This window comes from Streptomyces sp. NPDC015171 (assembly GCF_043079545.1).
In the GTDB taxonomy this organism is placed as follows: Bacteria; Actinomycetota; Actinomycetes; order Streptomycetales; family Streptomycetaceae; genus Streptomyces.
In genome coordinates this window covers 26,174-50,905 of sequence record NZ_JBIBUO010000017.1, presented here as the reverse complement: position 1 = coordinate 50,905, position 24,732 = coordinate 26,174, and the positions used below count along the sequence as shown (strand labels likewise).

Sequence of the window (24,732 nt, the reverse complement as noted above, 5' to 3'; positions counted from 1 at the left end):
AAAGCAACAAAGGCGGCGGAAGCGTGCTTTACCTATCGGTCACAATCAGTTCGTGATCACGCAACACCTCTCGTCCACAGTGGGTGCATGACTCCAGACCTTCCTGATGTGACCCGGGCGAGGCACGGACGGCCCGTGCACCACTGGCGGCGGGACGTCGTCGAGCTCGCCGCGCTCTTCACGGCCGTGACCGTCGCGGACGCGGTGGCCAACCTGATCGGGCACGGACCCGACGGCCCGGCCCTGCTGCTGATCTCGGCGCTCGCGCTGACCGCGACGGCGGGATTCCACGTGTGGTGGTCACGCCGCCACGGACACGCACCCCCGGTGAGTGATACCGACGCCCGGCCGACCGCCGAGTCGCGGCCGGCCGGGCCGTCCGAGCAGCCCAGCGCCGGCGAGGCGGCCGGCGTGCTCTGGCGGATGCGGACGACGGTGAAGGACGAGCCCGGCTCCCTGGCCGCTTTGTGCACGGCGCTCGCCGGGCAGCGTGTGGACATCCTGAGCCTGCAGACCCATCCGCTGGCCGACGGGACGGTGGACGAGTTCCTGCTGCGGGCGCCTGCCACGGTGGCGGCGGCCGAGATCAGCCGAGCGGTCGCGCTGGCCGGGGGCATGGACACCTGGATCGAGCGGGCCGACGCGCACGACCTGGTCGACGTGCCCACCCGGGTGCTCGGCCTGGCGTCCCGCACCGCCCTGGACGCCGCCGAACTGCCGCTGGCGCTGCGTCAGTTGCTGGGCCGCTGCACCATCCGGTCGCTGCCGGGCACGCCGGTCGGCGGGGGCCGCGGTCCGCGGCCGGTGCCGGTCGAGGGCGTCCTGGAGGACACCGTGATGCGGCTGCCGGCGTCCGACGGCGGGGTGCTCATGGTGGAGCGGCCGTATCTGCCGTTCACCCCCACCGAGTTCGCGCGGGTCCGGGCACTGGTGGAGCTGGACGGCCGGCTGGGGCCGCGGATCCCGAGCGGTCAGGACGTACTGACCCTGCCGGAGGGGGCCGACATCACCGTGCGCCGGGTCGACACCGGTGACCTGGCGGCGGCCAGGGCGATGCACGAGCGGTGCTCGCCGCGCACCCTCGGGATGCGGTACCACGGTCCGGTCAGCGACGCGGACCGCTATCTGAACCACCTGCTCAGCCCGCGCTTCGGCCGGACGCTGGCCGCGCAGACCGCCTCCGGCCGGATCGTCGGCCTCGGGCATCTGCTGTGGGACGGCGACGAGACGGAGGTCGCGCTGCTGGTGGAGGACGACTGGCAGCAGCGGGGTGTCGGAGGCGAGCTGCTCGGCCGGCTGGTGGCGCTGGCGGTGGAGGCGGGCTGCGCCAGCGTGTACGCCGTGACCAAGGCGTCCAACACCGGCATGGTCTCGGCGATGCGCGGCCTCGGGCTGCCGCTGGACTACCAGATCGAGGAGGGCACGCTGGTCATCACGGCCCGGCTGGACAGCGCGCCGGCCGCCGGCCGGCCGACCGTCGACACCGCCCGGCGGCGACTGGGCGACCACCCGGCCCACCGCGACTGACCTTCCCACCCCCGGACGGGACTCGGGACAGACCCGCACCGGCACGGGACGAACCCGCACACCGCACGCCCGCCGAGCAGCACGACGGCCGGTGTCCCGGCGGCGGGCCGCCCGTGTCCCGGCGCCGGGCCCGGCGGCGTTCCGTCACGCCGGCACCAGGTCACGGCGGCGAAGCCGGTCCCCCCCCCGGTCCCGGCAGGCCGGGGACCGGGGGGGACCGGCTTCGCTCAGCCCACCGCCTCCCGCAGCGGCACCGGCGTCCGGACGGGCTGCCCCAGCGCACGGTCCAGGTCGGCCCAGAGGTCGTCCACGTCCTCCAGGCCCACGGACAGCCTGAGCAGCCGGTCGCTCACGCCCGCCCCGCGCCGGTCCTCGGCGTCCACGATGCGGTGGCTGATGGAGGCGGGATGTTGGATGAGCGTGTCGACGCTGCCCAGGCTCACCGCCGGGGTGACGAGGCGTACCCGGGAGATCACCTCGTGCGGGTCGCCGTGCACCTCGAAGGCGATCATCGCCCCGCCGAGCCGCGGATAGCTCACCCGGGCCACGCGCGGATCGGCGGCGAGCCGGCGGGCCAGCTCGGCGGCGTTCGCGGAGGCGGCCCTGACCCGTACCGGCAGGGTGGCGAGGCCGCGCAACAGCAGATAGCCGGCCAGCGGATGCAGCACCCCGCCGGTGGCGAACCGTATCCGGCGCAGCCGCCCGGCCAGCTCCTCGTCGCAGGCCACCACCCCGGCCAGCACATCGCCGTGTCCGCCGAGGTACTTCGTCGCGCTGTGCAGCACCAGCCGGGCGCCCTGCTCGGCCGGGCGTTGCAGCACGGGCGTGGCGAAGGTGTTGTCGGCGAGCAGCGGGACCTCGCCGCAGGCGCGCGCGACGGCCCGCAGATCGAGTTCGGCCAGGGTCGGGTTGGCCGGGGACTCCACCATCACCAGGCCGGTGTCCGGGCGCAGCGCGCCGGCGATGCCGTCCGGATCGGTCCAGGTGACCTCCGTGCCGAGCAGTCCGGCGGTCAGCAGGTGGTCGCTGCAGCCGTACAGCGGCCGGACCGCGACGACATGGCGCGGTCCCGCGGCGGCGGAAGCCTCCCCGGCCGGCCCGGGCCGGAGGTGCGGGACGGCCAGGAGGACCGCGCTGAGCGCGGCCATACCGCTGGCGAAGGCGACCGCCGACTCGGTGCCCTCCAGGCGGGCGAGGGCGGTCTCGAAGCGGGCGACGGTCGGATTGCCGAGGCGGCCGTAGACGGGCGGCCCCACCGGGTCGGCGCCGTCGGCGGCGAACGCGTCGATGCGGGCGGCCTCGGCGCGGCTGTCGTAGGAGGGATACGTGGTGGACAGGTCGATCGGCGGGGCGTGCAGGCCCTGGCGGGCGAGATCGTCGCGGCCGGCGTGCACGGCCTCGGTGGCCAGAGCTCTCGGTGCGGTGCGTACCTCGTCGTAGGCACTCGTGGTCGCTGTGTCCATGGGCGGAAGAGTGAACATCGAACGGTTCCCGGCGTTCGAACACCGTGCTACGTTCGGCCAATGGCCGAATCCGTCGTACTGGATCCGGTGGACCTGCATCTGCTGCGGCTGCTGCAGAACGACGCCCGGACCACCTACCGCGACCTCGCCGCACAGGTGGGTGTGGCGCCGTCGACCTGTCTTGACCGGGTGGCCCGGCTGCGCCGCTCGGGCGTGATCCTCGGCCATCGGCTGCGCCTCGATCCGGCCATGCTCGGGCGCGGCCTCCAGGCGCTGCTCTCGGTGCAGGTACGGCCGCACCGCCGCGAGCTGGTCGGGCCGTTCGTGGAGCGGATCAGGGCGCTGCCTGAGGCGCGGACGGTGTTCCATCTGACCGGCCCCGACGACTATCTGGTGCATGTGGCGGTCGCGGACACGGCCGATCTGCAGCGGCTGGTGCTGGACGAGTTCACGGCGCGGCGCGAGGTGGCCCGGGTGGAGACCCGGCTGATCTTCCAGCAGTGGGAGTGCGGCCCGCTGCTGCCGCCCGGCCACGCCCAGAGCTGAATCCCCCCGTTCGCGGGTGACGCGGAGATCCTCCTCGTACGAGGATGGACCGCATGTCTGAGACCCAGAGCCCGCTGCCCCGTCAGGTCGCCGACGCATATGTGGACGACCTCATCGCCCTCGACCCGATCACCGGTACCTACCTCGGTGTGCAGGAGAGTTCGAGCCGACTGCCCGACTACTCACCGGCCGGTCAGGAGGCGCTGGCGGAGCTGGCGCGTGCCACCCTCGCCCGGCTGGACGAGGCGGAGCGGCGGCCCGGCGCGGACAGCGACGCGGAGCGGCGCTGCGGGCGGCTGCTGCGGGAGCGGCTGACCGCCGAACTCGGCGTCCTCGACGCCCAGGAGCACCTGCGCGCGATCGGCAACATGCACACGCCCGGCCACGCCGTGCGGGAGGTCTTCACGGTCACCCCGGCGGAGACGGAGGAGGACTGGGCGGCGATCGCGGAGCGGCTGCGCGCGGTGCCCGGCGCGCTCGCCGGCTACCGGGAGTCGCTCGAACTCGGCCTGGAGCGAAAGCTGTTCGCAGCCCCGCGGCCGACCGCCACCTTCATCGGCCAGCTCGGCGAGTGGACGGACACGGACGGCACGGGCCGCGGCTGGTTCGAGGACTTCGCCGCCGCCGGGCCCCAGGCGCTGCGCGCGGAGCTGGACGAGGCGGCCCGGGCGGCGACCGGCGCCCTGCTGGAGCTGCGGGCTTGGCTGCGGGAGGTGTACGCGCCGGCGATCGAGGACGCCCCGAACGTGGTCGGCCGGGAGCGGTACGCGCCCCTGGCCCGCTACTTCAACGGCACCGACCTGGACCTGGACGAGGCGTACGCCTACGGCTGGGCGGAGTTCCACCGCCTCCTCGGCGAGATGAAGCAGGAGGCGGAGAAGGTGCTGCCCGGCGCCGAGACGCCGTGGACGGCGCTCGCGCACCTGGACGAGCACGGCCGGCACATCGACGGCGTGGACGAGGTCCGGGACTGGCTCCAGGGGCTGATGGACAAGGCGATCGAGGAGCTGGACGGCACGCACTTCGAACTCGCCGAGCGGGTACGGAAGGTGGAGTCGCGCATCGCCCCGCCCGGTGGCGCCGCCGCCCCGTACTACACGCCCCCGACGGAGGACTTCTCCCGGCCCGGCCGGACCTGGCTGCCCACGATGGGCCAGACCCGCTTCCCGGTCTACGACCTCGTCTCGACCTGGTACCACGAGGGCGTGCCCGGCCACCACCTGCAGCTCGCGCAGTGGGCGCACGTCGCCGAGCGCCTCTCCCGCTACCAGGCGACGGTCGGCATGGTCAGCGCCAACGCCGAGGGCTGGGCGCTGTACGCGGAGCGGCTGATGGACGAGCTGGGCTACCTCGGCGATCCGGAGGAGCGGCTCGGCTACCTGGACGCGCAGATGATGCGGGCGGTCCGGGTGATCATCGACATCGGCATGCACCTGGAGCTGGAGATCCCGGCCGACTCCCCGTTCCACCCGGGCGAGCGCTGGACCCCTGACCTGGCCCAGGAGTTCTTCGGGGCGCACAGCAGCCGCCCGGCGGACTTCGTGGAGAGCGAGCTGACCCGGTACCTGACCATGCCGGGCCAGGCGATCGGCTACAAGCTCGGGGAGCGGGCGTGGCTGCTGGGCCGGGAGAAGGCGCGCGAGCGGAGCGGTGACGCGTTCGACCTGAAGTCCTGGCACATGGCGGCGCTGTCGCAGGGTTCGCTGGGCCTGGACGATCTGGTGGACGAGCTGTCCCGGCTCTGACGGTCCGCGGACCTCGGCCGTACCGCGGCCCGCCGCCCCGGCCGTCACGGTCCGTCGCCTCACGTGGCACCTGGCACCCGGCACCCGCCCGGGGCCGGGCGAGGAGACGGACCGTACCGCCTCGGCCGTACGGCCGCCTCCCGGTGGCGCGGGCGGGACGCGGACGGCTAGCTGGAGCCCGGGGGCCGATGCGGAGAGGCGGGCCGGGCATGCAGGAGAAGGGGCCGGGGCAGGAGGCGCTGGAGACACCGCGCGCCGCGGGGCTGGCCGGAGTCGTCTTCGCGCTGCTCCTGGCCGCGGTGATCGTCCTGGTCAGGCTGGGCATCCCGGAAGGCGTCGACGCGGCCTCCGCCCCGGTGTCCACGAACGCCGCGCGGCGCAGCGCGCTGGAGACGGCCCTCGCCCTGGTGCCGTTCGCCGGCATCTTCTTCCTGTGGTTCATCGGGGCCGTGCGCGCGCACGTCGGCGCGGTCGAGGACAAGTTCCTCGCCACCGTCTTCCTGGGCAGCGGACTGGTCTTCACGGCCATGCTGTTCGCCGCGGGCGCCGCGGCGGGTGCCGTGCTCGTGGTGGCGCACTCGCCCGGCACCGCGCAGGCGCCCGACAGCTGGGACTTCGGCCGCCACCTCGCGTACTCCCTGATGACGGAGTACGCCATGCGGATGGCGGCCGTCTTCGTGTCCTCCCTGTCCGTCATCGGCCACCGCCTCGGCGTGCTGCCGCGCTGGCTCACCATCGTCGGCTTCGTCACCGCCCTGACACTGCTCTTCGTCTCCTCCAACGTCCCCTGGGCCGAACTCGCCTTCCCCGCGTGGTCGCTGCTGCTGAGCGGACACATCCTCGCGGTGGGCCGCCGCGACCGGCCCCGGCGGACCGCCGCCCGATGACCCCCGCCCGGGCGGGGCACCTCACTCGATCGGCGTGCCCGGCGCGCGGGCACCCCGGCCGCCCTCGCATGCTGGCGAGCGGGGAACGACCGTCGTCCGGACCGCCCGCGCGCGCCGCGCGGCGCGCACCGGACCTGGCCACCGGAAGGGCGGAGCGTCGATGAGGCTCGTCGTCGATCTCAACAAGTGCCAGGGGTACGCGCAGTGCGCGTTCCTCGCACCCGACGTCTTCGCCATGCACGGCGAGGAGTCACTGATCTACAACCCGCGCGCGGACGAGGAGCAGCGGGAGCGGCTGGCGCGTGCTGTCGCCGCGTGCCCGGTGCAGGCGATCACCGCGGACGGTCTCGACGGCACGGAGGGGCAGGCGGCCGGCTCGGCGCAGGTGGCGTCCGATGGTCGTTGACCAGGTGGAGTGGCTCAGGCGCGAGGGCCGGATCGTGATCGTGGGCGCATCGCTGGCCGGTCTGCGGGCCGCCGAGACGCTGCGCGCCGAGGGCTTCGCCGGTGAGCTGACCCTGATCGGCGACGAGCCGTACGAGCCCTACGACCGGCCGCCGCTGTCCAAGTCGGTGCTGCTGGAGCGGGCCTCCCCGCTCCACACCGAGCTGCCCCACCGCTGGGAGATCGACGCCAAGTGGCGCCTCGGTGTCGCCGCGACCGGTCTGGATCTCACGGCCAAGCGGGTACGGCTGGCCGACGGGGACGAGGTGGAGTACGACCGGCTGCTGATCGCGACCGGGGTCCGCGCCCGGCCGTGGACGAAGGAGGAGGAGGCCCGGCTCGACGGCGTCTTCCTGCTGCGCACGCGGGAGGACGCGGCGGCGCTCTGCCAGCGGCTGAAGGCGGGGCCGCGCCGGGTGTTCGTCATCGGCGCCGGTTTCGCCGGTTCGGAGGTCGCCTCGGCGTGCCGGGAGCGGGGTATCCCGGTCACCGTGGCCGAGCGTGCGGGTGCGCCGCTGGTGGGCGCGCTCGGCGGGGTGATCGGTACGGTCGCGGCCGAGCTGCAGACCGAGAACGGCGTGGACCTGCGCACCCATGTCACGGTGACCTCGCTGGAGGGGGACGCGGTGGGCAGGGTGCGGGCGGTCCATCTGTCCGACGAGAGCGTGGTCGAGGCGGACGTGGTCGTGGTCTCGCTGGGCTCGCTGCGCAACACCGAGTGGCTGAGCGGGTCGGGGCTCGGCGCCGGGCCCCGGGGCATCGCCTGTGACGCGGGCTGCCGCGCCTTCGACTTCCGGGGCATCGTCACGGACGACGTCTTCGTGGCCGGCGATGTGGCGCGCTCCCCGCACGCGCTCTTCGGCTACCAGTTCCTCTCGCTGGAGCACTGGGGCAATGCCGTCGCCCAGGCGGAGACCGCCGCGCACAACATGATCTGCCACGGTGCCGACCGGCGCCCGCACCTGTGGATGCCGGCCTTCTGGTCGTCGATGTTCGGGGTGAACATCAAGTCGGTCGGGGTGCCGCCCATGGGCGAGCAGCTCATGATCACTCAGGGTTCGCTGGCGGAGCGCCGGTTCGTCGGTGTCTACGGGTACAAGGGCCGGGTCGTGGCCGCCGTGAGCTTCGACAACACGCGGTGGCTGGAGTTCTACCAGCGGCAGATCGAGCTGGGGGCGCCGTTCCCGGTGGAGTACCCGACGATGGACCGGCGTCCCGAGGGCCGCCAGCCGGTGTCCGCCGACTTCCCGGACCCGTCCCTGCCGACCCACGGCCCCATGGTGACCCTCACCGGCTATTCGCCGGCCGACCAGCAGCTGGTCTTCCACCCCGCCCGCCACTGACCGCCGCCCCGGCCCGACGCTCCAAGGACCCGCCATGCCGCACGCCTCGATGTTGCGCCAGATCACCGACTTCGCGAACCGCGCCGACCCGTATCCGGTGTACGAGGAACTCCGCAGGACACCGGTGCTCCACGAGGAGGAGGACGGCCCCTACATCATCAGCTCGTACTACGACATCAAGGCCCTCCTGCACGATCCGCGGATCAGCTCGGACGCCGCCAACCTGGCCGCCGCCGGGGACGACGGGACGACCGGGCCGGAGGAGACGGGCGGGCTGCCGCCGTCGTTCCTGCGGCTCGACCCGCCCGAGCACGACCGGCTGCGGCGCATCGCCAACAGCGCCTTCGGACCGCCGCACCGGCCGCGGCGGATCGACGGCATGCGGGGGGAGATGCGGGAGATCGTCACCGGTCTGATCGACGGGTTCGGGGACGCGCGCGAGATCGACCTGGTCGACCAGTTCGCCTACCCGTTCCCGGTGACGGTGATCTGCCGGCTGCTCGGGGTGCCGCGGGAGGACGAGCCGAAGTTCCGCGCCTGGGTCGACCCGCTGGTCGCGAGCCTGGACCCGAACACCGGTCAGGGCGCGGACACCGACTCCCAGAGGGCCGCGCAGGAAGCCCGTATGCAGCTCGGCATGTATCTGGCCGGGCTGGTCGAGCAGCGCACCAAGGAGCCGCGGGACGACCTGCTGTCCGACCTGGTGAACAGCCGGGGCCCGGACGGCTCCATGACGATGATGGAGGTGCTCAGCACCTCGGTGCTGCTGCTGATCGCCGGGCACGAGACGACGGTCAACCTGATCACCAACGGCATGCTCACCCTGCTGCGCCACCCGGATATCCTCCAGCGGCTCCGGGAGGACCCGGGCCTCTCGGTCAACATCGTGGAGGAGCTGCTGCGGTACGAACCGCCGGTGCAGCTCGTGCCGCAGCGCACCAGCATCGCCGACATCGAGGTGCGCGGGGTCACCATCCCCAAGGGGTCACGGATCTGGCTGGTGCTCGCCGCGGGCAACCGGGACCCGGAGCGGTTCAAGGACCCCGCGCGGTTCGACCCGGACCGCGGGGACATCCAGCACCTCGGCTTCGGCAGCGGCATCCACAGCTGCTTCGGCGCTCCGCTGGCCCGCCTGGAGACCCAGATCGCCCTGTCCGAGCTGGCCAGGCGGCTGCGCGACCCGCGTCTCCTCGAGGACCCGCCGCCGTACCGGCCGAACGCGGTGCTGCGCGGCCCCCGGCATCTGAACATCGCCTTCGACGGCGTGGACTGACCGACGGACCGGCCGGTGCGGGACCACCGGCCCCCGCCGTCGCGCACGCCCTGGCCCCGGCCCGGCCGCCGCCGCGGTGTCAGCAGCCGCAGTCGCCCGCCACCGGAGCCGTCAGCGGGTCGGCCTCGCGCCCTGCCGGGCCCTGCCAGGTCTCGTAGGGGAAACCCTCACGCGCCCAGTACTCGAAGCCGCCGAGCATCTCCTTGACCTGGTAGCCGAGCTCGGCGAGGGCGAGGGCCGCACGGGTGGCGCCGTTGCAGCCGGGGCCCCAGCAGTACGTCACCACCGGTACGGACGGGTCGAGGAGCTGTGCGGCCTGCTCGGGGATGAGCGCGGTCGGCAGGTGGACGGCGCCGGGGACGTGGCCCTGGTCCCAGGACTCGGTGGAACGGGAGTCCAGGACGACGAAGCCGGGGTCGCCGCCGGCCGCGAGCGCGGTGGCCACGTCGGAGACGTCGGCGTGAAAGGCGAGGGCAGCCCGGAAGTGGGCGGCCGCCTCGGCGGGGGCGGCGGGAGCGACGCGCAGGACGGGGTTCTCGGAGGTCGTCTTGATCATGACCAAGAATCTATGGCCGGCGGCCCGCCCCCTGAAGGGACGATCCACGGACCACCCCTTGCCCTGCCGGGGATTCCCCTGCTATCCATCCGGGATGACCGTGTATTCCCCGGACGCCACCGACTGGCGCATCCTCGAGGTCCTCCAGCGCGACGGCCGGGCCAGCTACGCCGAGCTGGCGCGGGCCGTGTCCATGTCGCCGAGCGCCGTCACCGAACGGGTCAGGCGGCTGGAGGAGGCCGGGGTGATCCAGGGCTACGCGGCGGTGGTCGACGCCGAGCGGCTGGGCCTGCCGATCCTGGCGTTCGTGCGCCTGCGCTACCCGAACGGCAACTACAAGCCGTTCCACGACCTGGTCGCCGCGACTCCGGAGATCCTGGAGGCGCACCACGTCACCGGCGACGACTGCTTCGTCATCAAGGTCGCCGCGTCGTCGATGTCCCATCTGGAAGCGATCTCCGGCAAGATCGGCGCACTCGGCTCGGTGACCACCAGCGTGGTGTACTCCTCCCCCCTCACCCGCCGCCCGCTGGGCCGCTAGCCGACCCCCCGCTGCCGCACCACCGACCCCGACCGGCCCTTCACGACCTCCAGTTGGGCGTGGATGCGGCGGCGCAGGTCGGCGACGTGGCTGACGATGCCCACGCTGCGGTCGCGTTCGCGCAGGGAGTCCAGGACGTCGAGGACCTCGTCGAGGCTCTGGTCGTCCAGGCTGCCGAAGCCCTCGTCGATGAAGAGGGTGTCCAGCCGGACGCCGCCCGTCTCGTCGGTGACGACGTCGGCGAGGCCGAGGGCGAGCGCGAGGGAGGCGAAGAAGGTCTCGCCGCCGGACAGGGTGGCGGTGTCCCGCTCGCGCCCGGTCCAGGCGTCCACCACGTGCAGCCCGAGCCCGCTGCGCCCGCGCCCGGCGCGGTCGTCGGAGTGGACGAGGGTGTAGCGGCCCGACGACATGCGCTGGAGACGGACGGTCGCGGCGGCGGCGACCTGTTCCAGGCGGGCCGCCAGGACGTACGACTCCAGGCGCATCCTGCGTTCGTTGTCGGCGGCGGTGCCCGCGGTGAGGGCGGCGAGCCGGGCCACCCGGTCGTACTCCTCGCGCAGCGGGGCGAGCCGGCGGACGGCCTCGGCGGCCCGGGTGGAGAGGCGGTCCAGTTCGGCGCAGCAGCGGGCGGCGGCGTCGCGTGCGGAGCCGGCTTCGCGCAGCCGGCGTTCCGCGCCGGCCGCGGTGCGCTCGGCGGCCGCCGGGTCGGCGGGCGGCTGCCGGGCGGCCTCGGCGGTGCCGGTCTCGGCGAGGACCGCGCGGACGGCGGCCTCCTCCTGCTGCCAGGCGTCCAGCCGGTGCTGCAGTTCGCGGTGGGCGGCGGGGTCGAGCAGGGCCGCCGCGGCGGCCTGCGGGGTGTCGAAGCCGGCCCGGTAGGCGGCGTCGGCGAGGCGGGCGTCGGCGTCCTTCAGCCGCTCGGCCGCGTCCTCGGCGGTGCGTACGGCGTCGGCGGCCTCGGTGAGCCGTGCCGCCAGCCGCTCCAGCTGCGCGGCGCGCGCGGCCACGCTGTCGGCGCTGCCGCGGGCCTGCTCCAGCTCGACCGCGAGCCGGGTCTGTTCGCGCTCCAGGGTGTCGCGGCGGGTGAGCCGGGAGGCGGCCCGCACGGCGGCCTGGTGGCGGTCGGCGAGGCGCTGCTCGCGCTCCCGCTCGGCCCGCCGCAGCTCCTCCTGGGCGGCGTGCAGGGCGGAAGCCGCGCGGCGGGCGCCGGCGTACTCCTGCTCCAGTTCGGCGGCCTCGGCGGCGAGCCGGGCGGTGGGCGTGTCGCCGGCCTCGGCGGTGGCGGCGGCCAGGGCCTCGCGGACCACGCCGAGCCGCCGTTCGTCCTCGGTGTGCTGCTCCTCGGCCCGCCGGCTGGCGGCGAGCGCGCGGTCCTCGGTCTCGCGGTCGACGTGTCCGGCGACCTTGCGGGCGGGCGCGGGGTGTGCGGTGGCGCCGCAGACCGCGCAGGGCTCGCCGTCGGTGAGGTGGGCGGCCAGTTCGGCGGCGATGCCGGTCAGGCGCTGTTCCTTCAGGTCGAGCCAGTGGGTGCGGGCGTCGAGCGCGCGCTGCGCGGCGCTCCGCGCCTGCTGCCGGGCCAGTTCGAGGTCGGCGGCGAGCTGGTCGCGGGTGCGGGCCGCGTCCAGGCGCCGCCGCATGGGGGCGCGCTGCACGGCGAGCTGTTCGGCGCGGGTGGCGGCCTCCTGCGCGGAGTCGATGCGGGTCTGGAGTGCGGTGCGGGTGCCGTCCCAGTCGGCGAGCCAGGCGTCGGCCTCGCGCAGCACGTCCTCGTCGGCGCGCTCCTGCCGGTCGAGTCCGGCCCGCTCGGCCGCGAGTTCGGCGAGCCGTCGCTCCGCGCGCCGGGCCGCGTCCAGGCCGCCCAGTTCCTCGGCGGCCCGGCGGGCGGCGGCGGCGAGTCCGCTCGCGTCGGCGTCGGCGTGGTGGCCGGGGAGCTGCGCGCGTGCGTGCGCCTCGGCGGCGGCGGCCCGGCGGTGGTCCGTCTCGGCGGCCTCCCGCAGTTCGAGCGCGGGCCCGACCGCCTCGGCCTTGCGGGCCCGCTCCATGCGCTCCTGTGTCTCGCGGTGGGCGCCCGACCGCTCCTGGAGGCGCTCGGCCCGCCGCCGTGCCTCGGCGAACCGGTCCTGCAGCCGGGCGAGTTCGCAGACCTCCTCCAGGGTGCGGCGGGCCGTGGCGTGGGCGGACTCGGCGGCGGAGAGGCGGCAGTGGGCGACGGTGAGGCGTTCCCGTGCGGTGCTGCGGGCCACGGCGGCGGCGCCGAGGACGGCCGCGGCGAGACCCGGGTCGCCTGGGGCCTGCTCGGGCACCTCCATGGCGTCGCCTGCCTCCTGCTGCATGCGGTGGGCGTCGGCGAGCAGGGCGGTGTCGCCCTCGCGCACGCGTGCCTCGGCGGCGCGGCGCCGGTCGGCGAGGCGCTTTTCGACGTCGCTGAAGCGCTGGGTGTCGAAGAGGCGGCCGAGGAGCCGGCCCCGGGCCTCGGCGTCGGCGCGCAGGAAGCGGGCGAAGTCGCCCTGGGGCAACAGGACGACCTGGCAGAACTGCTCGCGGCTCATGCCGAGCAGCTGCTCGATCTCGGTGCCGATCTCCTGGTGGGAGCGGCTGAGGTCCTTCCAGGTGCCGGCCGCCGCGTCGTACTCGCGCAGCCAGGTCTGGGCCTTGTCGACCGTCATGCCCTTGCCGCGCAGCTTGCGCCGCTCCCACGGGGGCTGCCGGGTGATCTCCAGGCGGCGTCCCGCGACGGTCAGGCCGAGGCGGACCTCGGTGCGGGTGCCCGGTTCGGCGTGGTCACTGCGCAGGTTCATGCCCTGGCCGCTCTGCCGGGCGCCGGGGACGGAGCCGTAGAGCGCGTAGCAGACGGCGTCGAGGACGGAGGTCTTGCCCGCGCCGGTGGGGCCGTGCAGCAGGAAGAGGCCGGCGGCGGACAGCGCGTCGAAGTCGACGCTCTGGGAGCCGCCGAAGGGCCCGAAGGCGGTGATGTCGAGCCGGTGCAGCCTCACCGCGCCACCTCCCGTGCGGCGCCGTCGGCGCGCACGGCGTCGAACGCCTCGCGCAGCACGGCCGCCTCGCGCTCGTCGGGTGCGGCGCCGCGCACATGGGCGACGAAGTCCTGGGCGATCTGCTGGTCGCTGCGGCCCGCGAGGCGCCGGGCGTACGACACCTGGGGGTCGTCCGGGGCCCGCTCGGGGGCGAAGACCAGGCTGAGGGTGTGCGGGAAGCGTTCGGTGAGCCGGGCCATGGGGTCGGCCGGGCGGACCGGGTCGGTGAGGGTGGCCTCGACCCAGGCGTCCTCGTGGCGGGTCAGCGCCGGGTCGGCGAGGAGGCCCTCCAGGGTGCCGCGCAGACGGGCGAGCGGGCGGGGCACCGGGCAGTCGACGCGTTCGGCGGTGACCGCGCCGGCCGGGTCGAGGTCGACCAGCCACATGCTCTTGCGGTGGTCGGCCTCGGAGAAGGAGTAGGCGAGCGGGGAGCCGGAGTAGCGCACGCGCTCGGTGAGGGTCTGGCAGCCGTGCAGATGGCCGAGCGCCACGTAGTCGACGCCGTCGAAGACGCCGGCCGGTACGGCGGCCACCCCGCCGACGGTGATGTCCCGCTCGCTGTCGCTCGCCTGGCCGCCGGTGACGAAGGCGTGGGCGAGGACGACGGAGCGCGTGCCGGGCGGGCGGGTGGCGAGGTCGGCGCGGACGCGGTCCATGGCGGCACTGAGGACGGCCTCGTGGCCGGCCTTGTCGACGGCGAACTCGTCTTTCACCAGGGCCGGTTCGAGGTAGGGCAGGCCGTAGAAGGCGACGTCGCCGTGGGCGTCGGGCAGGACGACCGGGGTGCCGGCGGCGGCGGGCTCGGTGCGCAGGTGGATGCCCGCGCGGTCGATCAGCCCGGCGCCGACGCCGAGGCGGCGGGCCGAGTCGTGGTTGCCGGAGATCATCACCGTGGGCACGCCGAGGTCCGCGAGGCGGTGCAGTGCGGTGTCGAACAGCTCGACGGCGGCGAGCGGGGGCACCGCCCGGTCGTACACATCGCCCGAGACGACCACCGCGTCCACCGCGCGCTCACGCACGGTGGCGACGAGGTGGCCGATGAACCCGGCCTGGGCCCCGAGCAGGTTCACCCGGTGGAAGGCCCGGCCGAGGTGCCAGTCGGACGTGTGCAGGAGTCGCATGATTCCCGAGACTAACGGCCGGGTCTGACATCACGGGCGGTTACTCCCGTACCAGCCCGTCACGACCCGCACCCCATGCGACCGTTATGCCCGATTAACGGCAATTATCGGGCGTCTCCGTAAACTTCACCGCCCAGTACGAAGCCGGCCGTGCCCGCCGTCACATCGGCGAGCCAGCCCCGGAAGGCGTCCACGTCGGCGTCCGGCAGGCCGATCTCGATGGTGACGGCCTCGCCGTAGCGGACGTCACGCACCTCGCGTCCGGTGGCGCGCAGGTCGTTCTGGACCTTGCCCGCCCGCTGGTGGTCGACGGTCACGGTGGCCAGCCGGAAGCGGCGCCGGGTGATCGTGCCGAGCGCGTCCATGGCCTCGCCGACGGAGCCGCCGTAGGCGCGGATGAGTCCGCCGGCGCCGAGCTTGACGCCGCCGTAGTAGCGGGTGACGACCGCGACGACGTACCGCATGTCGCGGCGCAGCAGCATCTGGAGCATGGGGACCCCGGCCGTGCCGCCGGGTTCGCCGTCGTCGCTGGCCTTCTGCACCGAGGCGTCGGCCCCGATGACGTACGCCCAGCAGTTGTGGGTGGCGTCGGCGTGCTCCTTGCGCACGGCGGCGATGAAGTCCTGGGCCTCCCGCTCGGTGGCGGCCGGGGCGAGGGCGCACAGGAAGCGGGAGCGGTTGATCTCGGTCTCGTGCACGCCCGCGCGGGCGACTGTGCGGTACTCGTCCTGCATCCCGCCAGCCTATGCGCACCGCCGCGGCGGCCCGCCGGCGCACCGGCGGGCCCGCTCGCCCCGGGCTATCCGGAGGCCCGCTTGCCGCGCGGGACCGTGAAGGAGGTGAGCAGGGCCGTGTCCGGGGCGAGGTCCGGCCAGCCGGTGCCGTGCCAGGCGAGCACGGCGAGCGCGGAGGTCGGGAACTTCTCCCGCACCCGCTCCAGCGTGTCGTCGAGGCCGTCCGCGGCCAGGGCCGCCACCAGCTCCTCGAGGCCGGGGTTGTGCCCGATCAGCAGCAGCGTCCGCACCTGCGCCGGCACCTCGTGCACCACCTCCAGCAGGTCCGGTACGCCGGCCGCGTACAGCCGCCCGTCGTAGTGCACCGGCGGCGGGGTGGCCCACTCCGCGGAGACCAGCTCCCAGGTGCGGCGGGCGCGCACGGCGGTGGAGCACAGGGTGAGGTCGGGCAGGGAACCGGCGGCGAGCGCGCGCCCGGCGGCCGGGGCGTCGCGCATCCCGCGCGGCGCCAGCGGTCTGTGGTGGTCATCGACACCCTCGGGCCAGGCGGACTTGGCGTGCCGCAGCACCACGAGCCGGCGCAGCGGTCCGGCGCCCGCCGGCGTGCTCACGCGGGGGCCCCGAGGTCGCGCGCGAGGTCCAGGGCGAGCAGCCGGTCGACGTAGGCGTAGGTCTCGAAGCGGGCGCCGTCGGGCAGGTCCGGCGCGTCCGCCACGTCCCGCAGCACCGCCAGCACACCCGGCAGGTCGAGATCGTCCTCCCAGGCGTCGCGCAGCCGGTTCCGCACCTGTTCGGGCACCGGCCGGGAGGGCTGCCTCGCCCAGCCGGCCACCGCCCGCCGCCAGTCGGCGAGCTGCCCGGCGGCCCGGTCGAGGGCGGCGCCGTCCAGGCGCGCGGGCCGGTTCCTGGGGACGGAGAGCAGGGCGAGCCGCAGCGCGGCGGGATCGGTGAGGAGGACCGCGAGCGGCGGCTGCGGATCCTCCCGGACCACGGGCGCCACGGCGGCCACCGGGCCCTCGGCCCGCATGGCGGCGCCGCCCTCCGCGACATGGAGCACCTGCGCCTCCCCGAGCCCGGAGGCGAGGTCGCGGCCGTCCTCGAAGGGGCGGATGGCGAGGCGCGTGCCGGCGGTGCGGAGCTCGGGCAGGTCGCGGGGGGCGGTGAGGATCGTCCAGACGGGGGTGCCGCCCAGTTCCAGGGCCCGGACGAGCAGATCGGCGGTGAGCAGCACCCGCAGGGCCGTGGGATCGAGGCCGGAGGCATGGGCCTCGATGCGGGTCAGGCCACGGCGGGCGGGGGCGGCGGGGACGGGCTCACCGGTTCGGGCGTCGAGGATGCGCAGCACGGGCTGAGCGTAGGCGGGCGGGCGGCCGTATGCAGCGGCTTGCACCGATTCAGGACAGCGTGGCGCGGTACGGCGGGAATCCGCACCACCGGGGCGATGTTGCCCGACACACAGTTCCCCGCAGCCCGAGGAGGCGGCCGATGTACGGCGACGAGGCGACGATCCGCAGGATCCTGACCGAGCTGGGCGACACCTGGGCGGTGGTCGGCCTGTCCTCGAACCGGAACCGGGCCGCCTACGGGGTGGCGCAGGTGCTCCAGCGGTTCGGCAAGCGGATCGTGCCGGTGCACCCCAAGGCCGAGACGGTGCACGGGGAGCGGGGCTACGCCTCCCTCGCGGACGTCCCGTTCGACGTGGACGTGGTCGACGTCTTCGTGAACGCCGAGCTGGCGGGGGCGGTGGCGGACGAGGCCGTGGCGAAGGGCGCGCGGGCGGTCTGGTTCCAGCTGGGGGTCGTCGACGAAATCGCCTGGGCGCGGACGCGGGCGGCGGGTCTGGAGATGGTCATGGACCGGTGCCCGGCCATCGAAATTCCCCGCCTCACCTAGCCTGTCTCACACTCTTCTCACAATTCGGCGCTGAATATTGACATTCGAATTTGATCTCTGACCTGCACGAAGATACTTCCCAAAAGGGACAAGATCCTGGGTCAAGTTTTGTAAAACAGTCTTTTGCCGACACGGAACGTCTTCCTAGCCTGTGGCCTCCCTTGCTCGTTAATTCTGCGTTCACAAAATGAGAGGCCACTTGACATGGCGCAAGACATGACGAAAGTCGACGCCTTGCCACAGGCCAGGACAGAGTCCGGCGGCCTGCGCCGCGATGTCGGACTGATCGGTCTGATGTGGGCCTCCGTGGGCTCCATCATCGGCTCCGGCTGGCTGTACGGCGCCGAGAAAGCGGTGGTCGTGGCCGGCCCCGCGGCGATCATCTCGTGGGTGATCGGCGCGGTGGCCATCGTCCTGCTCGCCCTGGTCCACGCCGAGCTGGGCGGCATGTTCCCGGTGGCGGGCGGCACGGCCCGCTACCCGCACTACGCGTTCGGCGGCCTGGCCGGCATGTCCTTCGGCTGGTTCGCCTGGCTGCAGGCCGCCACCGTGGCCCCGATCGAGGTCGAGGCCATGATCGGCTACGCCGGCCACTGGAAGTGGGCCCAGAGCCTGCAGCATGCCGACGGAACGCTGACGCCCAGCGGCTTCGCCACGGCCGTGGCCCTGATGGCGGTCTTCGTCGCCGTCAACTTCTTCGGCGTCCGCGCCCTCGCACACACCAACAGCGCCGCCACCTGGTGGAAGATCGCCGTCCCGCTCGGGGCGATCTTCATCATCGCCGCGGGCAACTTCCACGCCGGCAACTTCACCTCGGAGGGCTTCGCGCCGTTCGGCGCCAAGGGCATCCTCGGCGCCATCAGCACCAGCGGCATCATCTTCGCGCTGCTCGGCTTCGAGCAGGCGATCCAGCTGGCGGGCGAGAGCCGCAACCCCAAGCGCGACCTGCCGCGGGCGACGCTGGGCTCGGTCGCCATCGGCGCCGTGATCTACATCCTCCTCCAGGTGGTCTTCATCGCCGCGCTGCCGCACGCCTCCTTCGCGCACGGCTGGGCCAAGCTGGACTTCGCCGGCATCAGCGGCCCCTGGGCGGGCCTGGCGACCCTGGTGGGCCTCGGCTGGCTCGGCTGGGTGCTCTACATCGACGCGATCATCTCCCCCGGCGGCACCGGCCTGATCTACACCACCGCCACCTCCCGCGTCTCCTACGGCCTCGCCAAGAACGGCTACGCGCCGAAGGCGTTCGCCAAGACCGACAAGCGCGGTGTGCCGTGGTTCGGCCTGGTGATGTCGTTCGTCACCGGCGTGGTCTGCTTCCTGCCGTTCCCGAGCTGGCAGGAGCTGGTCGGCTTCATCACCTCGGCGAGCGTGCTGATGTACGCGGGCGCCCCGCTGGCCTACGGCGTCTTCGCCGACCGGCTGCCGCACCACGAGCGTCCGTACCGGCTGCCCGGCGGCAGGTTCATCTCGCCGCTGTCCTTCGTGGTCGCCAACCTCATCATCTACTGGGCCGGCTGGGACACCCTGTGGCGGCTGGGCTTCGCGATCCTGCTCGGCTATGTGCTGCTGGGCTCCTACGCCTGGTACGCCACCGCCAAGCGGAAGCCGGACGCGCCCCGCATGGACTTCCGGGCCGCGCAGTGGCTGCCCGCCTACCTGGCCGGCCTCGGCCTGATCTCCTGGCAGGGCGGCTTCGGCGGCCAGGGCCACATCCCGCTGTGGTGGGACATCCTGGTCGTGGCCGCCTTCTCGATCGGCATCTACTACTGGGCCCGGGCCGTCGCCTCCGCGCCCGAGGCGATCGAGCGCAGCATCGACGAGGTCGTGGTGACGGACGCGCCCGCGCACTGACCCACCCGCCCGGCACCCACGGTGTCCCGTCGGCTCCGGCTGACGGGACACCGTCATAATGCTCGCGTGACGTCTCCTTCCCCCCACTCCAACTCCCCTTCCGCTTCCCGGTTTCCGGTGGTCGTCGTGGGCGCCGGCCCGGCCGGCCTGACCGTCGGCAACATCCTGCGGGCCGCCGGTGTCGACTGTCTGGTCCTGGAGACCGAGAGCAGGTCCTTCATCGAACAGCGGCCACGCGCCGGGGTCATCGAGGAATGGGCCGTGCGCGGCCTCGAACAGCGCGGCCTGGCCGGCCGGCTGGTGGAGCGCGCGGAGCGGCACTCCGAGTGCGAGTTCCGCTTCGACGGCCACGGCTACCGCTTCGCCTACACGGAGCTGACGGGGCGTCACCACTGGATCTATCCGCAGCCCGCGCTCGTGACCGATCTCGTGCGCGAGTACGCCGATGCGCGCGGCGGCGAGATCCGCTTCGGCGTGCGGGACGTACGCCTGCACGACCTGGACTCGGACCGGCCCGCCGTCTCGTACACCGACCCGGACAGCGGTGAACGGCGGCTGGTGCGCTGCGACTTCGTGGCCGGCTGCGACGGGGCCCGCGGAGCGAGCCGGGCCGCACTGCCGCAGCGGACACCGACGACCCGGCACGACTACGGCGTCGGCTGGCTCGCCCTGCTGGCCGAGGCCCCGCCGTCGGCCGACCGCGTGCTGTTCGGCATGCACCCCCAGGGGTTCGCCGGGCACATGCCGCGCAGCCCGGAGATGACCCGCTACTACCTCCAGTGCGGGCCGGGCGAGGGCCCGGACGACTGGCCCGAGGAGCGGGTCTGGGCCGAGCTCCAGCAGCGCCTGCGCGCCGCTGACCGGCCGCCGCTGGCCGAGGGGCGGCTGCTGCAGAAGCGCGTGCTGGACATGCACAACTACGTCGTGGAGCCGATGGTGTTCGGCCGCCTCTTCCTGGCCGGTGACGCCGCGCACCTCGTCGCGCCGATCGCCGCGAAGGGCATGAACCTCGCCCTGAACGACGCGTTCCTGCTCGGCGACGGCCTCGTGGACCAGCTGACCCGGGGCGACTCGACCGGCCTGGACGGCTACTCGGCGGCCTGCCTCAGGCGCGTGTGGGACTACCAGGAGTTCTCGCAGTGGCTCTCGGAGATCTACCACGGCACCTCCTGCGGCGACCCCTACCGCGCCGGGACCACGCTGGCCCGGCTGCGCCGGCTGTTCACCTCACCGGTCGCAGCGGCGGCCTTCGCCGAGCAGTACCTCGGCACGGCAGCGGGGTTCTGAGCCCGCGGCACCACCACCGCGCACCGAACCGGGCTGCCGTCCGGTCCCGTCGGTCCCGGCGCCGCACCGACGAGGCGCCGGCCCTCCCGGAGCGGCTCAGCTCTCCGCTCGGCCGTCCCGTTCGGCGATGCGGTGGTCCGCCGTCCGCAGCGCCTCCTCGACCAGCCGGCGCAGATGGCCGTGGCGCAGCGAGTAGATCACCCGCCGGCCCTCCTTGCGGGTGTCGACCAGACCCGCGAGCCGCAGCCGGGCGAGATGCTGGCTGACGGCCGGACGGGCGGCACCGCACGCCTCGGTCAGCGTGCTGACGTCGGCCTCGCCCGACGTCAGCACGTGCAGCAGGGCGAGCCGGGTGCGGTCGCCCAGCAGGGCGAGGAGTTCGGCGGCGAGCGCGAACTGCTCCTCGCCCGGACTGCGCGGGTGCGCATGATGCGCAGGTGACAGGTGCATGCGTGCGCTCATACGCACATAATGGCTCCGTGGGCGCCCCGCGTCCACTCCCGCACACCGGAAGGGGATCGACGTGAACCACCGGCACCCCGACGAGCACCCGACGCACGAGCACCCGCACCCGCACCCGCACCCGCACCCGCAGCACCAGCACCCGCACGGGCACCGGCACACCCACGGGCGCCCCACCCGCTCCCCCGGCCCGCGCCACCGCCTGGCCCGTCTCCTCACCCCGCACTCCCACGAGACCGCCGACAAGCTCGATACGGCGCTGGAGTCCTCGGCGCGCGGGATGCGCGCCCTGTGGGTGTCGCTGGCCGTGCTCGGGGCGACCGCGCTGGCGCAGGCGGCGGTGGTGGCCGTGTCCGGGTCGGTGGCGCTGCTCGGGGACACCGTGCACAACGCGGCCGACGCGCTGACCGCCGTCCCCCTCGGCATCGCCTTCGTGCTGGGGCGGCGGGCGGCGAACCGCCGGTTCACCTACGGCTACGGCCGCGCCGAGGATCTCGCCGGGCTCGTCATCGTGCTGACCATCGCCGCGTCGGCGGCCTTCGCCGCGTGGGCGGCGGTCGGGCGGCTGCTCGATCCGCGCCCGGTGACGCAGCTGCCCGCCGTCGCGGTGGCCGCGCTGCTCGGTTTCGCCGGCAACGAGGGGGTGGCCAGGTACCGGATCCGGGTGGGCCGGGAGATCGGCTCGGCCGCGCTCGTCGCCGACGGGCTGCACGCCAGGACCGACGGGTTCACCTCGCTCGCCGTGCTGCTGGGCGCGGGCGGCTCGGCGCTGGGGTGGCGGCTCGCCGACCCGGTGGTGGGGCTGGCGATCACGGCCGCGATCGTCCTGGTGCTGCGGGACGCGGCGCGGGAGGTGTTCCGGCGGATGCTGGACGCAGTCGACCCGGCGCTGGTGGACCGGGCCGAGCGGGCGGTGCGCGCGGTGCCGGGTGTGCGGGAGGTGGGCGAGCTGCGGCTGCGCTGGATCGGGCACCGGCTGCGGGCCGAACTCGCCGTGGTGGTGGACGGGGAGGCGACGGTACGGCAGGCGCACGCGATCGCCGTGGCGGCCGAACACGCCCTGCTGCACGCCGTGCCGAGGCTGACGGCCGCCCTGGTGCACGCCGACCCGGCACCGGTCCCCGGGGAGGCGGACCCGCACCTGGCGCTGGCCCACCACGCGACGGCGTGAGACCGGGCGGCACCCGGCCCGCACCGCCTCGTCCGGCCGTCAGGCGACGCCCAGGCCCTCCAGGACGACCGCGCCGGGCAGTTCGGCGAGGGCCTTGCCGGGCACCAGGAGCTTGCCGCGCCGGCGTCCGCTGCCGACCAGGACGTACGGCAGGTCGACGACGGCCGGGTCCACCAGCACCGGCCAGCCCGCCGGCAGCCCGACCGGGGTGATGCCGCCGTACTCCATGCCGGTCTCCCCCGTCGCCGTCTCCATCGAGGCGAACGAGGCCTTGCGGGCGCCCAGTTGGCGCCGGACGGCACCGTTGACGTCGACACGCGTGGTGGACAGCACCAGACAGGCGGCGAGCGTGGTCTCGCCGCCCCGCTTGCCCGCGACCACGACACAGTTGGCCGACTGCTCCAGCAGGTCGCGGCCGTAGTGCTCGACGAAGGTGGCGGTGTCGGCCCAGCGCGGGTCGGTGTCGACGTAGACGATCAGGTCGGCCGGGGTCGCGCCCCGCCAGTCGCGCACCGCGGCGGCGACGGGCGCGGTCAGCTCGTCCAGGCGGTCCGGTGCGGGGGCGGCGGTGTCGAAGTGTCCGATGGGTGCGCGCATGGCCGCACGCTAGCAAGGTTCGCCCGCCCGCCGTGCCGGTGTCTCAGGGCACGGGCGGCACGGACACGGCCATGACCATCTCCATCGGCACCTCGCCCCGATTGCCGTACAGGTGGGGGACATTGGCCTCGAAGGAGGCACTCGCGCCTGCCGGGACGCGGTACTCCGCGCCCTCCACGGTGAGCGTCAGCTCGCCCGCGGTGACATGGACCAGCTCGACGGTGCCGCCGGGGTGCGGTTCGGAGGGGCTGCTCTCCCCCGGCATCAGCCGCCAGTCCCACATCTCCAGCGGTCCGGGCGCCTCGGTGCCGGCGAGCAGCCTGCTGAAGCTGCCGGCCTCCGTGTGCCACAGCCGTACCGCCCGTTCGGCGGGGACGACGCGGACCTTCGGGCCCTGCTCGTAGTCGAGGAGCGTGGGGACGCTGACGCCGAGCGCGTCGCCGATCTTGACGACCGTGCCGATGCTGGGGTTGGTGCGGGCCTGCTCGATCTGGATGAGCATGCCGCGGCTGACACCGGCCCGGGCGGCCAGCACGTCCAGCGTGAAGCCGCGCACCGCGCGCCAGTGCTTGACGTTGCGCGCCAGGGACTGGGTCAGGAGTTCGAGGTCCGACACGTTGTGTCCAATATCCGGGAAGTTCAATATGATTGTCAGTACAGTTCAGTGGAGTGAACTACGGTGCGGTGCACCCGATCGTTCATCGAACTGTACTGCGAGGCCGCCCGTGACTGGCGCGAGGCGGGCCCCGGCCGTGGTGCGCGTGCGCGGCCGGTCCGGTCGGGACGCAGGGTGCCGCCGGCGAGCGGCCGAGCCGGCCCGCGTCAGCTGTCGGGCTCCAGCGCGGCGAGCCGCGCCACCGCGTCCTCGTCCAGCTCCGCCAGCGCCCGCAGCTGATCCGATGTGGTGCCGTCCGGGATGGGGACCGGAGCCGGGGTCCGCAGCGGCGGCTGCCAGCCGTCCTCCGGCGTCCAGCGGCGTACGACCCGGGCGGGCGCCCCCGCCACCACCGCGTGGTCGGGCACCGCACCGCGGACCACCGCCCCGGCCGCCACGACCACGTTCCGCCCGATCCGCGCGCCCGGCAGGATCACCGCGCCGGTGCCGATCCAGCAGCCCGGCCCTATCTCGACCGGCTCCATCCGCGGCCACTGCCTGCCGATGGGCTGGTGCGGGTCGTCGTAGGAGTGGTTGGTCGAGGTGACGTAGACGTACGGGCCGAAGTAGCAGTCGCTGCCGATGGTGACCGTGGTGTCCGCGATGACATGGCTGCCGCGGCCGAGGACCACGCCGTCGCCGATGCGCAGGATAGGGTCCGGGCCGAGATCCAGGTCCGGCATCAGGCCGGCGGTGAGGGTGACCTGCTCGCCGATGATGCAGTGCGAGCCCAGCCGGATCCAGGGTTCGCCGAAGACCGTGCCGAGCGGGAAGGCCAGCCGGGTGGCTTCGCCGATGGCGCCGAAACGGAACCCCGCGGGATGCTCGGCCGTGACCGACCCGGTGCGCTGCGCCCAGGACCAGGCCGTGTGTACGGCCCGCTGGGCGAGACCCCGTCGCCAGGATGAGAACGTGTTCTTGCGCTTCGGCACGGGCTCACGTTACTCAGCGGTCGCCTCGGGCGAGAGTGCGGGCTGCTGTGATCTTTGCCCCACCCTGTGCCGTACCGTGCGGGGTACTCACACGGACACGAGGAGACGGTGATGACACAGCAGGCGCTGATCGTGGGCATCGGGGGCAACGAGCCGCGGATCGATCCGGACGTGTTCGTGGCGCCCACGGCTTCCGTGATCGGGGACGTCACGCTGCGCGCGGGCGCCAGCGTCTGGTACGGGGCCGTCGTGCGCGGCGATGTCGAGAAGATCACCGTCGGGGCGCAGGCCAATGTGCAGGACAACGTCACCCTGCACGCCGATCCCGGGTTTCCGGTGAGCATCGGCGAGCGGGTGTCCGTCGGGCACAACGCGGTGGTGCACGGGGCGACCGTGGAGGACGACTGCCTGATAGGCATGGGCGCGACCGTGCTCAACGGGGCGGTGATCGGCGCGGGGTCGCTGGTCGCGGCTCAGGCGCTGGTGCCGCAGGGGATGGTGGTGCCGCCCGGGTCGCTCGTGGCGGGGGTGCCGGCGAAGGTGAAGCGGAGCCTCACCGACGAGGAGAAGGACGGGGTCGTCCTCAACGGCACCCTGTACGCGGAGCTGGGCAAGGCGCACAAGGACGTGCACCAGGAGGAGCGGCCGTAGGAAAAAAGGGGAGCCTGTCGCCCG

Annotated in this window: 24 protein-coding genes; 13 read left to right on the top strand and 11 right to left on the bottom strand. The window is 74.0% G+C overall.

All coding sequences use genetic code 11. The annotated features are described in order from the left end of the window. Window positions 1-87: 87 nt before the first annotated feature. On the top strand, window positions 88-1,527 hold the full coding sequence (locus ACF073_RS33970; protein ID WP_392075307.1) for a GNAT family N-acetyltransferase: 1,440 nt from the start codon (window positions 88-90) through the stop codon (window positions 1,525-1,527). 227 nt (window positions 1,528-1,754) lie between these two features. Here ACF073_RS33970 and ACF073_RS33965 read toward each other — a convergent pair whose 3' ends face one another. Continuing rightward, complete coding sequence (locus ACF073_RS33965; protein WP_392075306.1) at window positions 1,755-2,990, bottom strand: trans-sulfuration enzyme family protein; 1,236 nt, start codon at window positions 2,988-2,990, stop codon at window positions 1,755-1,757. A 60-nt stretch (window positions 2,991-3,050) separates the two neighbouring features. Here ACF073_RS33965 and ACF073_RS33960 point away from each other — a divergent pair, with 60 nt between their 5' ends. From ACF073_RS33960 to ACF073_RS33935, 6 genes are all read left to right on the top strand, one after another. Further along, window positions 3,051-3,536: an Lrp/AsnC family transcriptional regulator gene (locus ACF073_RS33960; protein WP_392075305.1), complete on the top strand. Its 486-nt coding sequence runs from the start codon at window positions 3,051-3,053 to the stop codon at window positions 3,534-3,536. Window positions 3,537-3,589: 53 nt separating this feature from the next. After that, window positions 3,590-5,281: a DUF885 domain-containing protein gene (locus ACF073_RS33955; RefSeq protein WP_392075304.1), complete on the top strand. Its 1,692-nt coding sequence runs from the start codon at window positions 3,590-3,592 to the stop codon at window positions 5,279-5,281. A 209-nt stretch (window positions 5,282-5,490) separates the two neighbouring features. Then, complete coding sequence (locus ACF073_RS33950; protein ID WP_392075303.1) at window positions 5,491-6,168, top strand: hypothetical protein; 678 nt, start codon at window positions 5,491-5,493, stop codon at window positions 6,166-6,168. 160 nt (window positions 6,169-6,328) lie between these two features. Next, window positions 6,329-6,574, top strand: coding sequence for a ferredoxin (locus tag ACF073_RS33945; RefSeq protein ID WP_392075302.1), 246 nt, complete (start codon window positions 6,329-6,331; stop codon window positions 6,572-6,574). Then, window positions 6,564-7,955, top strand: a complete 1,392-nt coding sequence (locus ACF073_RS33940; protein WP_392075301.1) for an NAD(P)/FAD-dependent oxidoreductase — start codon at window positions 6,564-6,566, stop codon at window positions 7,953-7,955. Before ACF073_RS33945 ends, ACF073_RS33940 begins: the two co-directional genes overlap by 11 nt. A gap of 34 nt (window positions 7,956-7,989) precedes the next feature. Then, the gene (locus tag ACF073_RS33935; RefSeq protein WP_392075300.1) at window positions 7,990-9,228 is read left to right on the top strand and encodes a cytochrome P450; all 1,239 of its coding nucleotides are present in this window, start codon (window positions 7,990-7,992) and stop codon (window positions 9,226-9,228) included. 79 nt (window positions 9,229-9,307) lie between these two features. Here ACF073_RS33935 and ACF073_RS33930 read toward each other — a convergent pair whose 3' ends face one another. Next, window positions 9,308-9,784 carry a rhodanese-like domain-containing protein gene (locus ACF073_RS33930; RefSeq protein WP_392075299.1) on the bottom strand — a complete coding sequence of 159 codons (477 nt, stop codon included), beginning with the start codon at window positions 9,782-9,784 and terminating at the stop codon, window positions 9,308-9,310. Between the two features lie 94 nt (window positions 9,785-9,878). Here ACF073_RS33930 and ACF073_RS33925 point away from each other — a divergent pair, with 94 nt between their 5' ends. Further along, complete coding sequence (locus ACF073_RS33925; protein WP_392075298.1) at window positions 9,879-10,325, top strand: Lrp/AsnC family transcriptional regulator; 447 nt, start codon at window positions 9,879-9,881, stop codon at window positions 10,323-10,325. On the opposite strand, the gene ACF073_RS33920 is transcribed toward ACF073_RS33925, so the two are convergent. The 5 genes from ACF073_RS33920 to ACF073_RS33900 all read right to left on the bottom strand — a co-directional run bounded on the left by ACF073_RS33920 (window position 10,322) and on the right by ACF073_RS33900 (window position 16,554). Next, complete coding sequence (locus ACF073_RS33920) at window positions 10,322-13,315, bottom strand: AAA family ATPase (protein WP_392075297.1); 2,994 nt, start codon at window positions 13,313-13,315, stop codon at window positions 10,322-10,324. The genes ACF073_RS33925 and ACF073_RS33920 overlap by 4 nt on opposite strands. After that, window positions 13,312-14,475 carry an exonuclease SbcCD subunit D gene (locus tag ACF073_RS33915; protein ID WP_392075296.1) on the bottom strand — a complete coding sequence of 388 codons (1,164 nt, stop codon included), beginning with the start codon at window positions 14,473-14,475 and terminating at the stop codon, window positions 13,312-13,314. The genes ACF073_RS33920 and ACF073_RS33915 overlap by 4 nt, the downstream gene beginning before the upstream one ends. A gap of 104 nt (window positions 14,476-14,579) precedes the next feature. Then, entirely contained in the window at window positions 14,580-15,209 is a 630-nt protein-coding gene (locus tag ACF073_RS33910; RefSeq protein WP_392075295.1) for a YigZ family protein, read from the bottom strand. Window positions 15,210-15,274: 65 nt separating this feature from the next. Beyond that, window positions 15,275-15,820 (bottom strand): SixA phosphatase family protein, encoded by a 546-nt coding sequence (locus tag ACF073_RS33905; RefSeq protein WP_392075294.1) that lies wholly within the window; start codon window positions 15,818-15,820, stop codon window positions 15,275-15,277. After that, on the bottom strand, window positions 15,817-16,554 hold the full coding sequence (locus ACF073_RS33900; protein ID WP_392075293.1) for a hypothetical protein: 738 nt from the start codon (window positions 16,552-16,554) through the stop codon (window positions 15,817-15,819). The genes ACF073_RS33905 and ACF073_RS33900 overlap by 4 nt, the downstream gene beginning before the upstream one ends. A 140-nt stretch (window positions 16,555-16,694) precedes the next feature. On the opposite strand from ACF073_RS33900, the gene ACF073_RS33895 reads away from it, so the two are divergent. The 3 genes from ACF073_RS33895 to ACF073_RS33885 all read left to right on the top strand — a co-directional run bounded on the left by ACF073_RS33895 (window position 16,695) and on the right by ACF073_RS33885 (window position 20,240). After that, a complete protein-coding gene (locus tag ACF073_RS33895; RefSeq protein WP_392075292.1) occupies window positions 16,695-17,102 on the top strand; it encodes a CoA-binding protein in 408 nt (135 codons plus the stop codon). Between the two features lie 216 nt (window positions 17,103-17,318). Further along, entirely contained in the window at window positions 17,319-18,953 is a 1,635-nt protein-coding gene (locus ACF073_RS33890; protein WP_392075291.1) for an APC family permease, read from the top strand. A 66-nt stretch (window positions 18,954-19,019) separates the two neighbouring features. Beyond that, entirely contained in the window at window positions 19,020-20,240 is a 1,221-nt protein-coding gene (locus ACF073_RS33885) for a 4-hydroxybenzoate 3-monooxygenase (protein WP_392075290.1), read from the top strand. 96 nt (window positions 20,241-20,336) lie between these two features. Here ACF073_RS33885 and ACF073_RS33880 read toward each other — a convergent pair whose 3' ends face one another. Next, window positions 20,337-20,702 (bottom strand): ArsR/SmtB family transcription factor, encoded by a 366-nt coding sequence (locus tag ACF073_RS33880; RefSeq protein ID WP_392075289.1) that lies wholly within the window; start codon window positions 20,700-20,702, stop codon window positions 20,337-20,339. A gap of 61 nt (window positions 20,703-20,763) precedes the next feature. Between ACF073_RS33880 and ACF073_RS33875 the strand changes: the two genes are divergently transcribed. Continuing rightward, entirely contained in the window at window positions 20,764-21,873 is a 1,110-nt protein-coding gene (locus ACF073_RS33875; protein WP_392075288.1) for a cation diffusion facilitator family transporter, read from the top strand. A 39-nt stretch (window positions 21,874-21,912) separates the two neighbouring features. Here ACF073_RS33875 and ACF073_RS33870 read toward each other — a convergent pair whose 3' ends face one another. The 3 genes from ACF073_RS33870 to ACF073_RS33860 all read right to left on the bottom strand — a co-directional run bounded on the left by ACF073_RS33870 (window position 21,913) and on the right by ACF073_RS33860 (window position 24,057). Beyond that, the gene (locus ACF073_RS33870; protein ID WP_392075287.1) at window positions 21,913-22,470 is read right to left on the bottom strand and encodes a YbaK/EbsC family protein; all 558 of its coding nucleotides are present in this window, start codon (window positions 22,468-22,470) and stop codon (window positions 21,913-21,915) included. Window positions 22,471-22,513: 43 nt separating this feature from the next. Further along, complete coding sequence (locus ACF073_RS33865; RefSeq protein WP_392075286.1) at window positions 22,514-23,086, bottom strand: helix-turn-helix domain-containing protein; 573 nt, start codon at window positions 23,084-23,086, stop codon at window positions 22,514-22,516. 206 nt (window positions 23,087-23,292) lie between these two features. Further along, window positions 23,293-24,057 (bottom strand): acyltransferase, encoded by a 765-nt coding sequence (locus ACF073_RS33860; protein ID WP_392075285.1) that lies wholly within the window; start codon window positions 24,055-24,057, stop codon window positions 23,293-23,295. 111 nt (window positions 24,058-24,168) lie between these two features. On the opposite strand from ACF073_RS33860, the gene ACF073_RS33855 reads away from it, so the two are divergent. Further along, complete coding sequence (locus ACF073_RS33855; protein ID WP_392075284.1) at window positions 24,169-24,708, top strand: gamma carbonic anhydrase family protein; 540 nt, start codon at window positions 24,169-24,171, stop codon at window positions 24,706-24,708. Window positions 24,709-24,732: the final 24 nt, after the last annotated feature.

Excerpts from the sequence above, each read along its gene's own strand:
- ACF073_RS33970 (WP_392075307.1), top strand. The coding sequence starts at position 88 with ATGACTCCAGACCTTCCTGATGTGACCCGGGCGAGGCACGGACGGCCC.
- ACF073_RS33965 (WP_392075306.1), bottom strand. The coding sequence starts at position 2,990 with ATGGACACAGCGACCACGAGTGCCTACGACGAGGTACGCACCGCACCG.
- ACF073_RS33960 (WP_392075305.1), top strand. The coding sequence starts at position 3,051 with ATGGCCGAATCCGTCGTACTGGATCCGGTGGACCTGCATCTGCTGCGG.
- ACF073_RS33955 (WP_392075304.1), top strand. The coding sequence starts at position 3,590 with ATGTCTGAGACCCAGAGCCCGCTGCCCCGTCAGGTCGCCGACGCATAT.
- ACF073_RS33950 (WP_392075303.1), top strand. The coding sequence starts at position 5,491 with ATGCAGGAGAAGGGGCCGGGGCAGGAGGCGCTGGAGACACCGCGCGCC.
- ACF073_RS33945 (WP_392075302.1), top strand. The coding sequence starts at position 6,329 with ATGAGGCTCGTCGTCGATCTCAACAAGTGCCAGGGGTACGCGCAGTGC.
- ACF073_RS33940 (WP_392075301.1), top strand. The coding sequence starts at position 6,564 with ATGGTCGTTGACCAGGTGGAGTGGCTCAGGCGCGAGGGCCGGATCGTG.
- ACF073_RS33935 (WP_392075300.1), top strand. The coding sequence starts at position 7,990 with ATGCCGCACGCCTCGATGTTGCGCCAGATCACCGACTTCGCGAACCGC.
- ACF073_RS33930 (WP_392075299.1), bottom strand. The coding sequence starts at position 9,784 with ATGATCAAGACGACCTCCGAGAACCCCGTCCTGCGCGTCGCTCCCGCC.
- ACF073_RS33925 (WP_392075298.1), top strand. The coding sequence starts at position 9,879 with ATGACCGTGTATTCCCCGGACGCCACCGACTGGCGCATCCTCGAGGTC.
- ACF073_RS33915 (WP_392075296.1), bottom strand. The coding sequence starts at position 14,475 with ATGCGACTCCTGCACACGTCCGACTGGCACCTCGGCCGGGCCTTCCAC.
- ACF073_RS33910 (WP_392075295.1), bottom strand. The coding sequence starts at position 15,209 with ATGCAGGACGAGTACCGCACAGTCGCCCGCGCGGGCGTGCACGAGACC.
- ACF073_RS33895 (WP_392075292.1), top strand. The coding sequence starts at position 16,695 with ATGTACGGCGACGAGGCGACGATCCGCAGGATCCTGACCGAGCTGGGC.
- ACF073_RS33890 (WP_392075291.1), top strand. The coding sequence starts at position 17,319 with ATGACGAAAGTCGACGCCTTGCCACAGGCCAGGACAGAGTCCGGCGGC.
- ACF073_RS33880 (WP_392075289.1), bottom strand. The coding sequence starts at position 20,702 with ATGAGCGCACGCATGCACCTGTCACCTGCGCATCATGCGCACCCGCGC.
- ACF073_RS33870 (WP_392075287.1), bottom strand. The coding sequence starts at position 22,470 with ATGCGCGCACCCATCGGACACTTCGACACCGCCGCCCCCGCACCGGAC.
- ACF073_RS33855 (WP_392075284.1), top strand. The coding sequence starts at position 24,169 with ATGACACAGCAGGCGCTGATCGTGGGCATCGGGGGCAACGAGCCGCGG.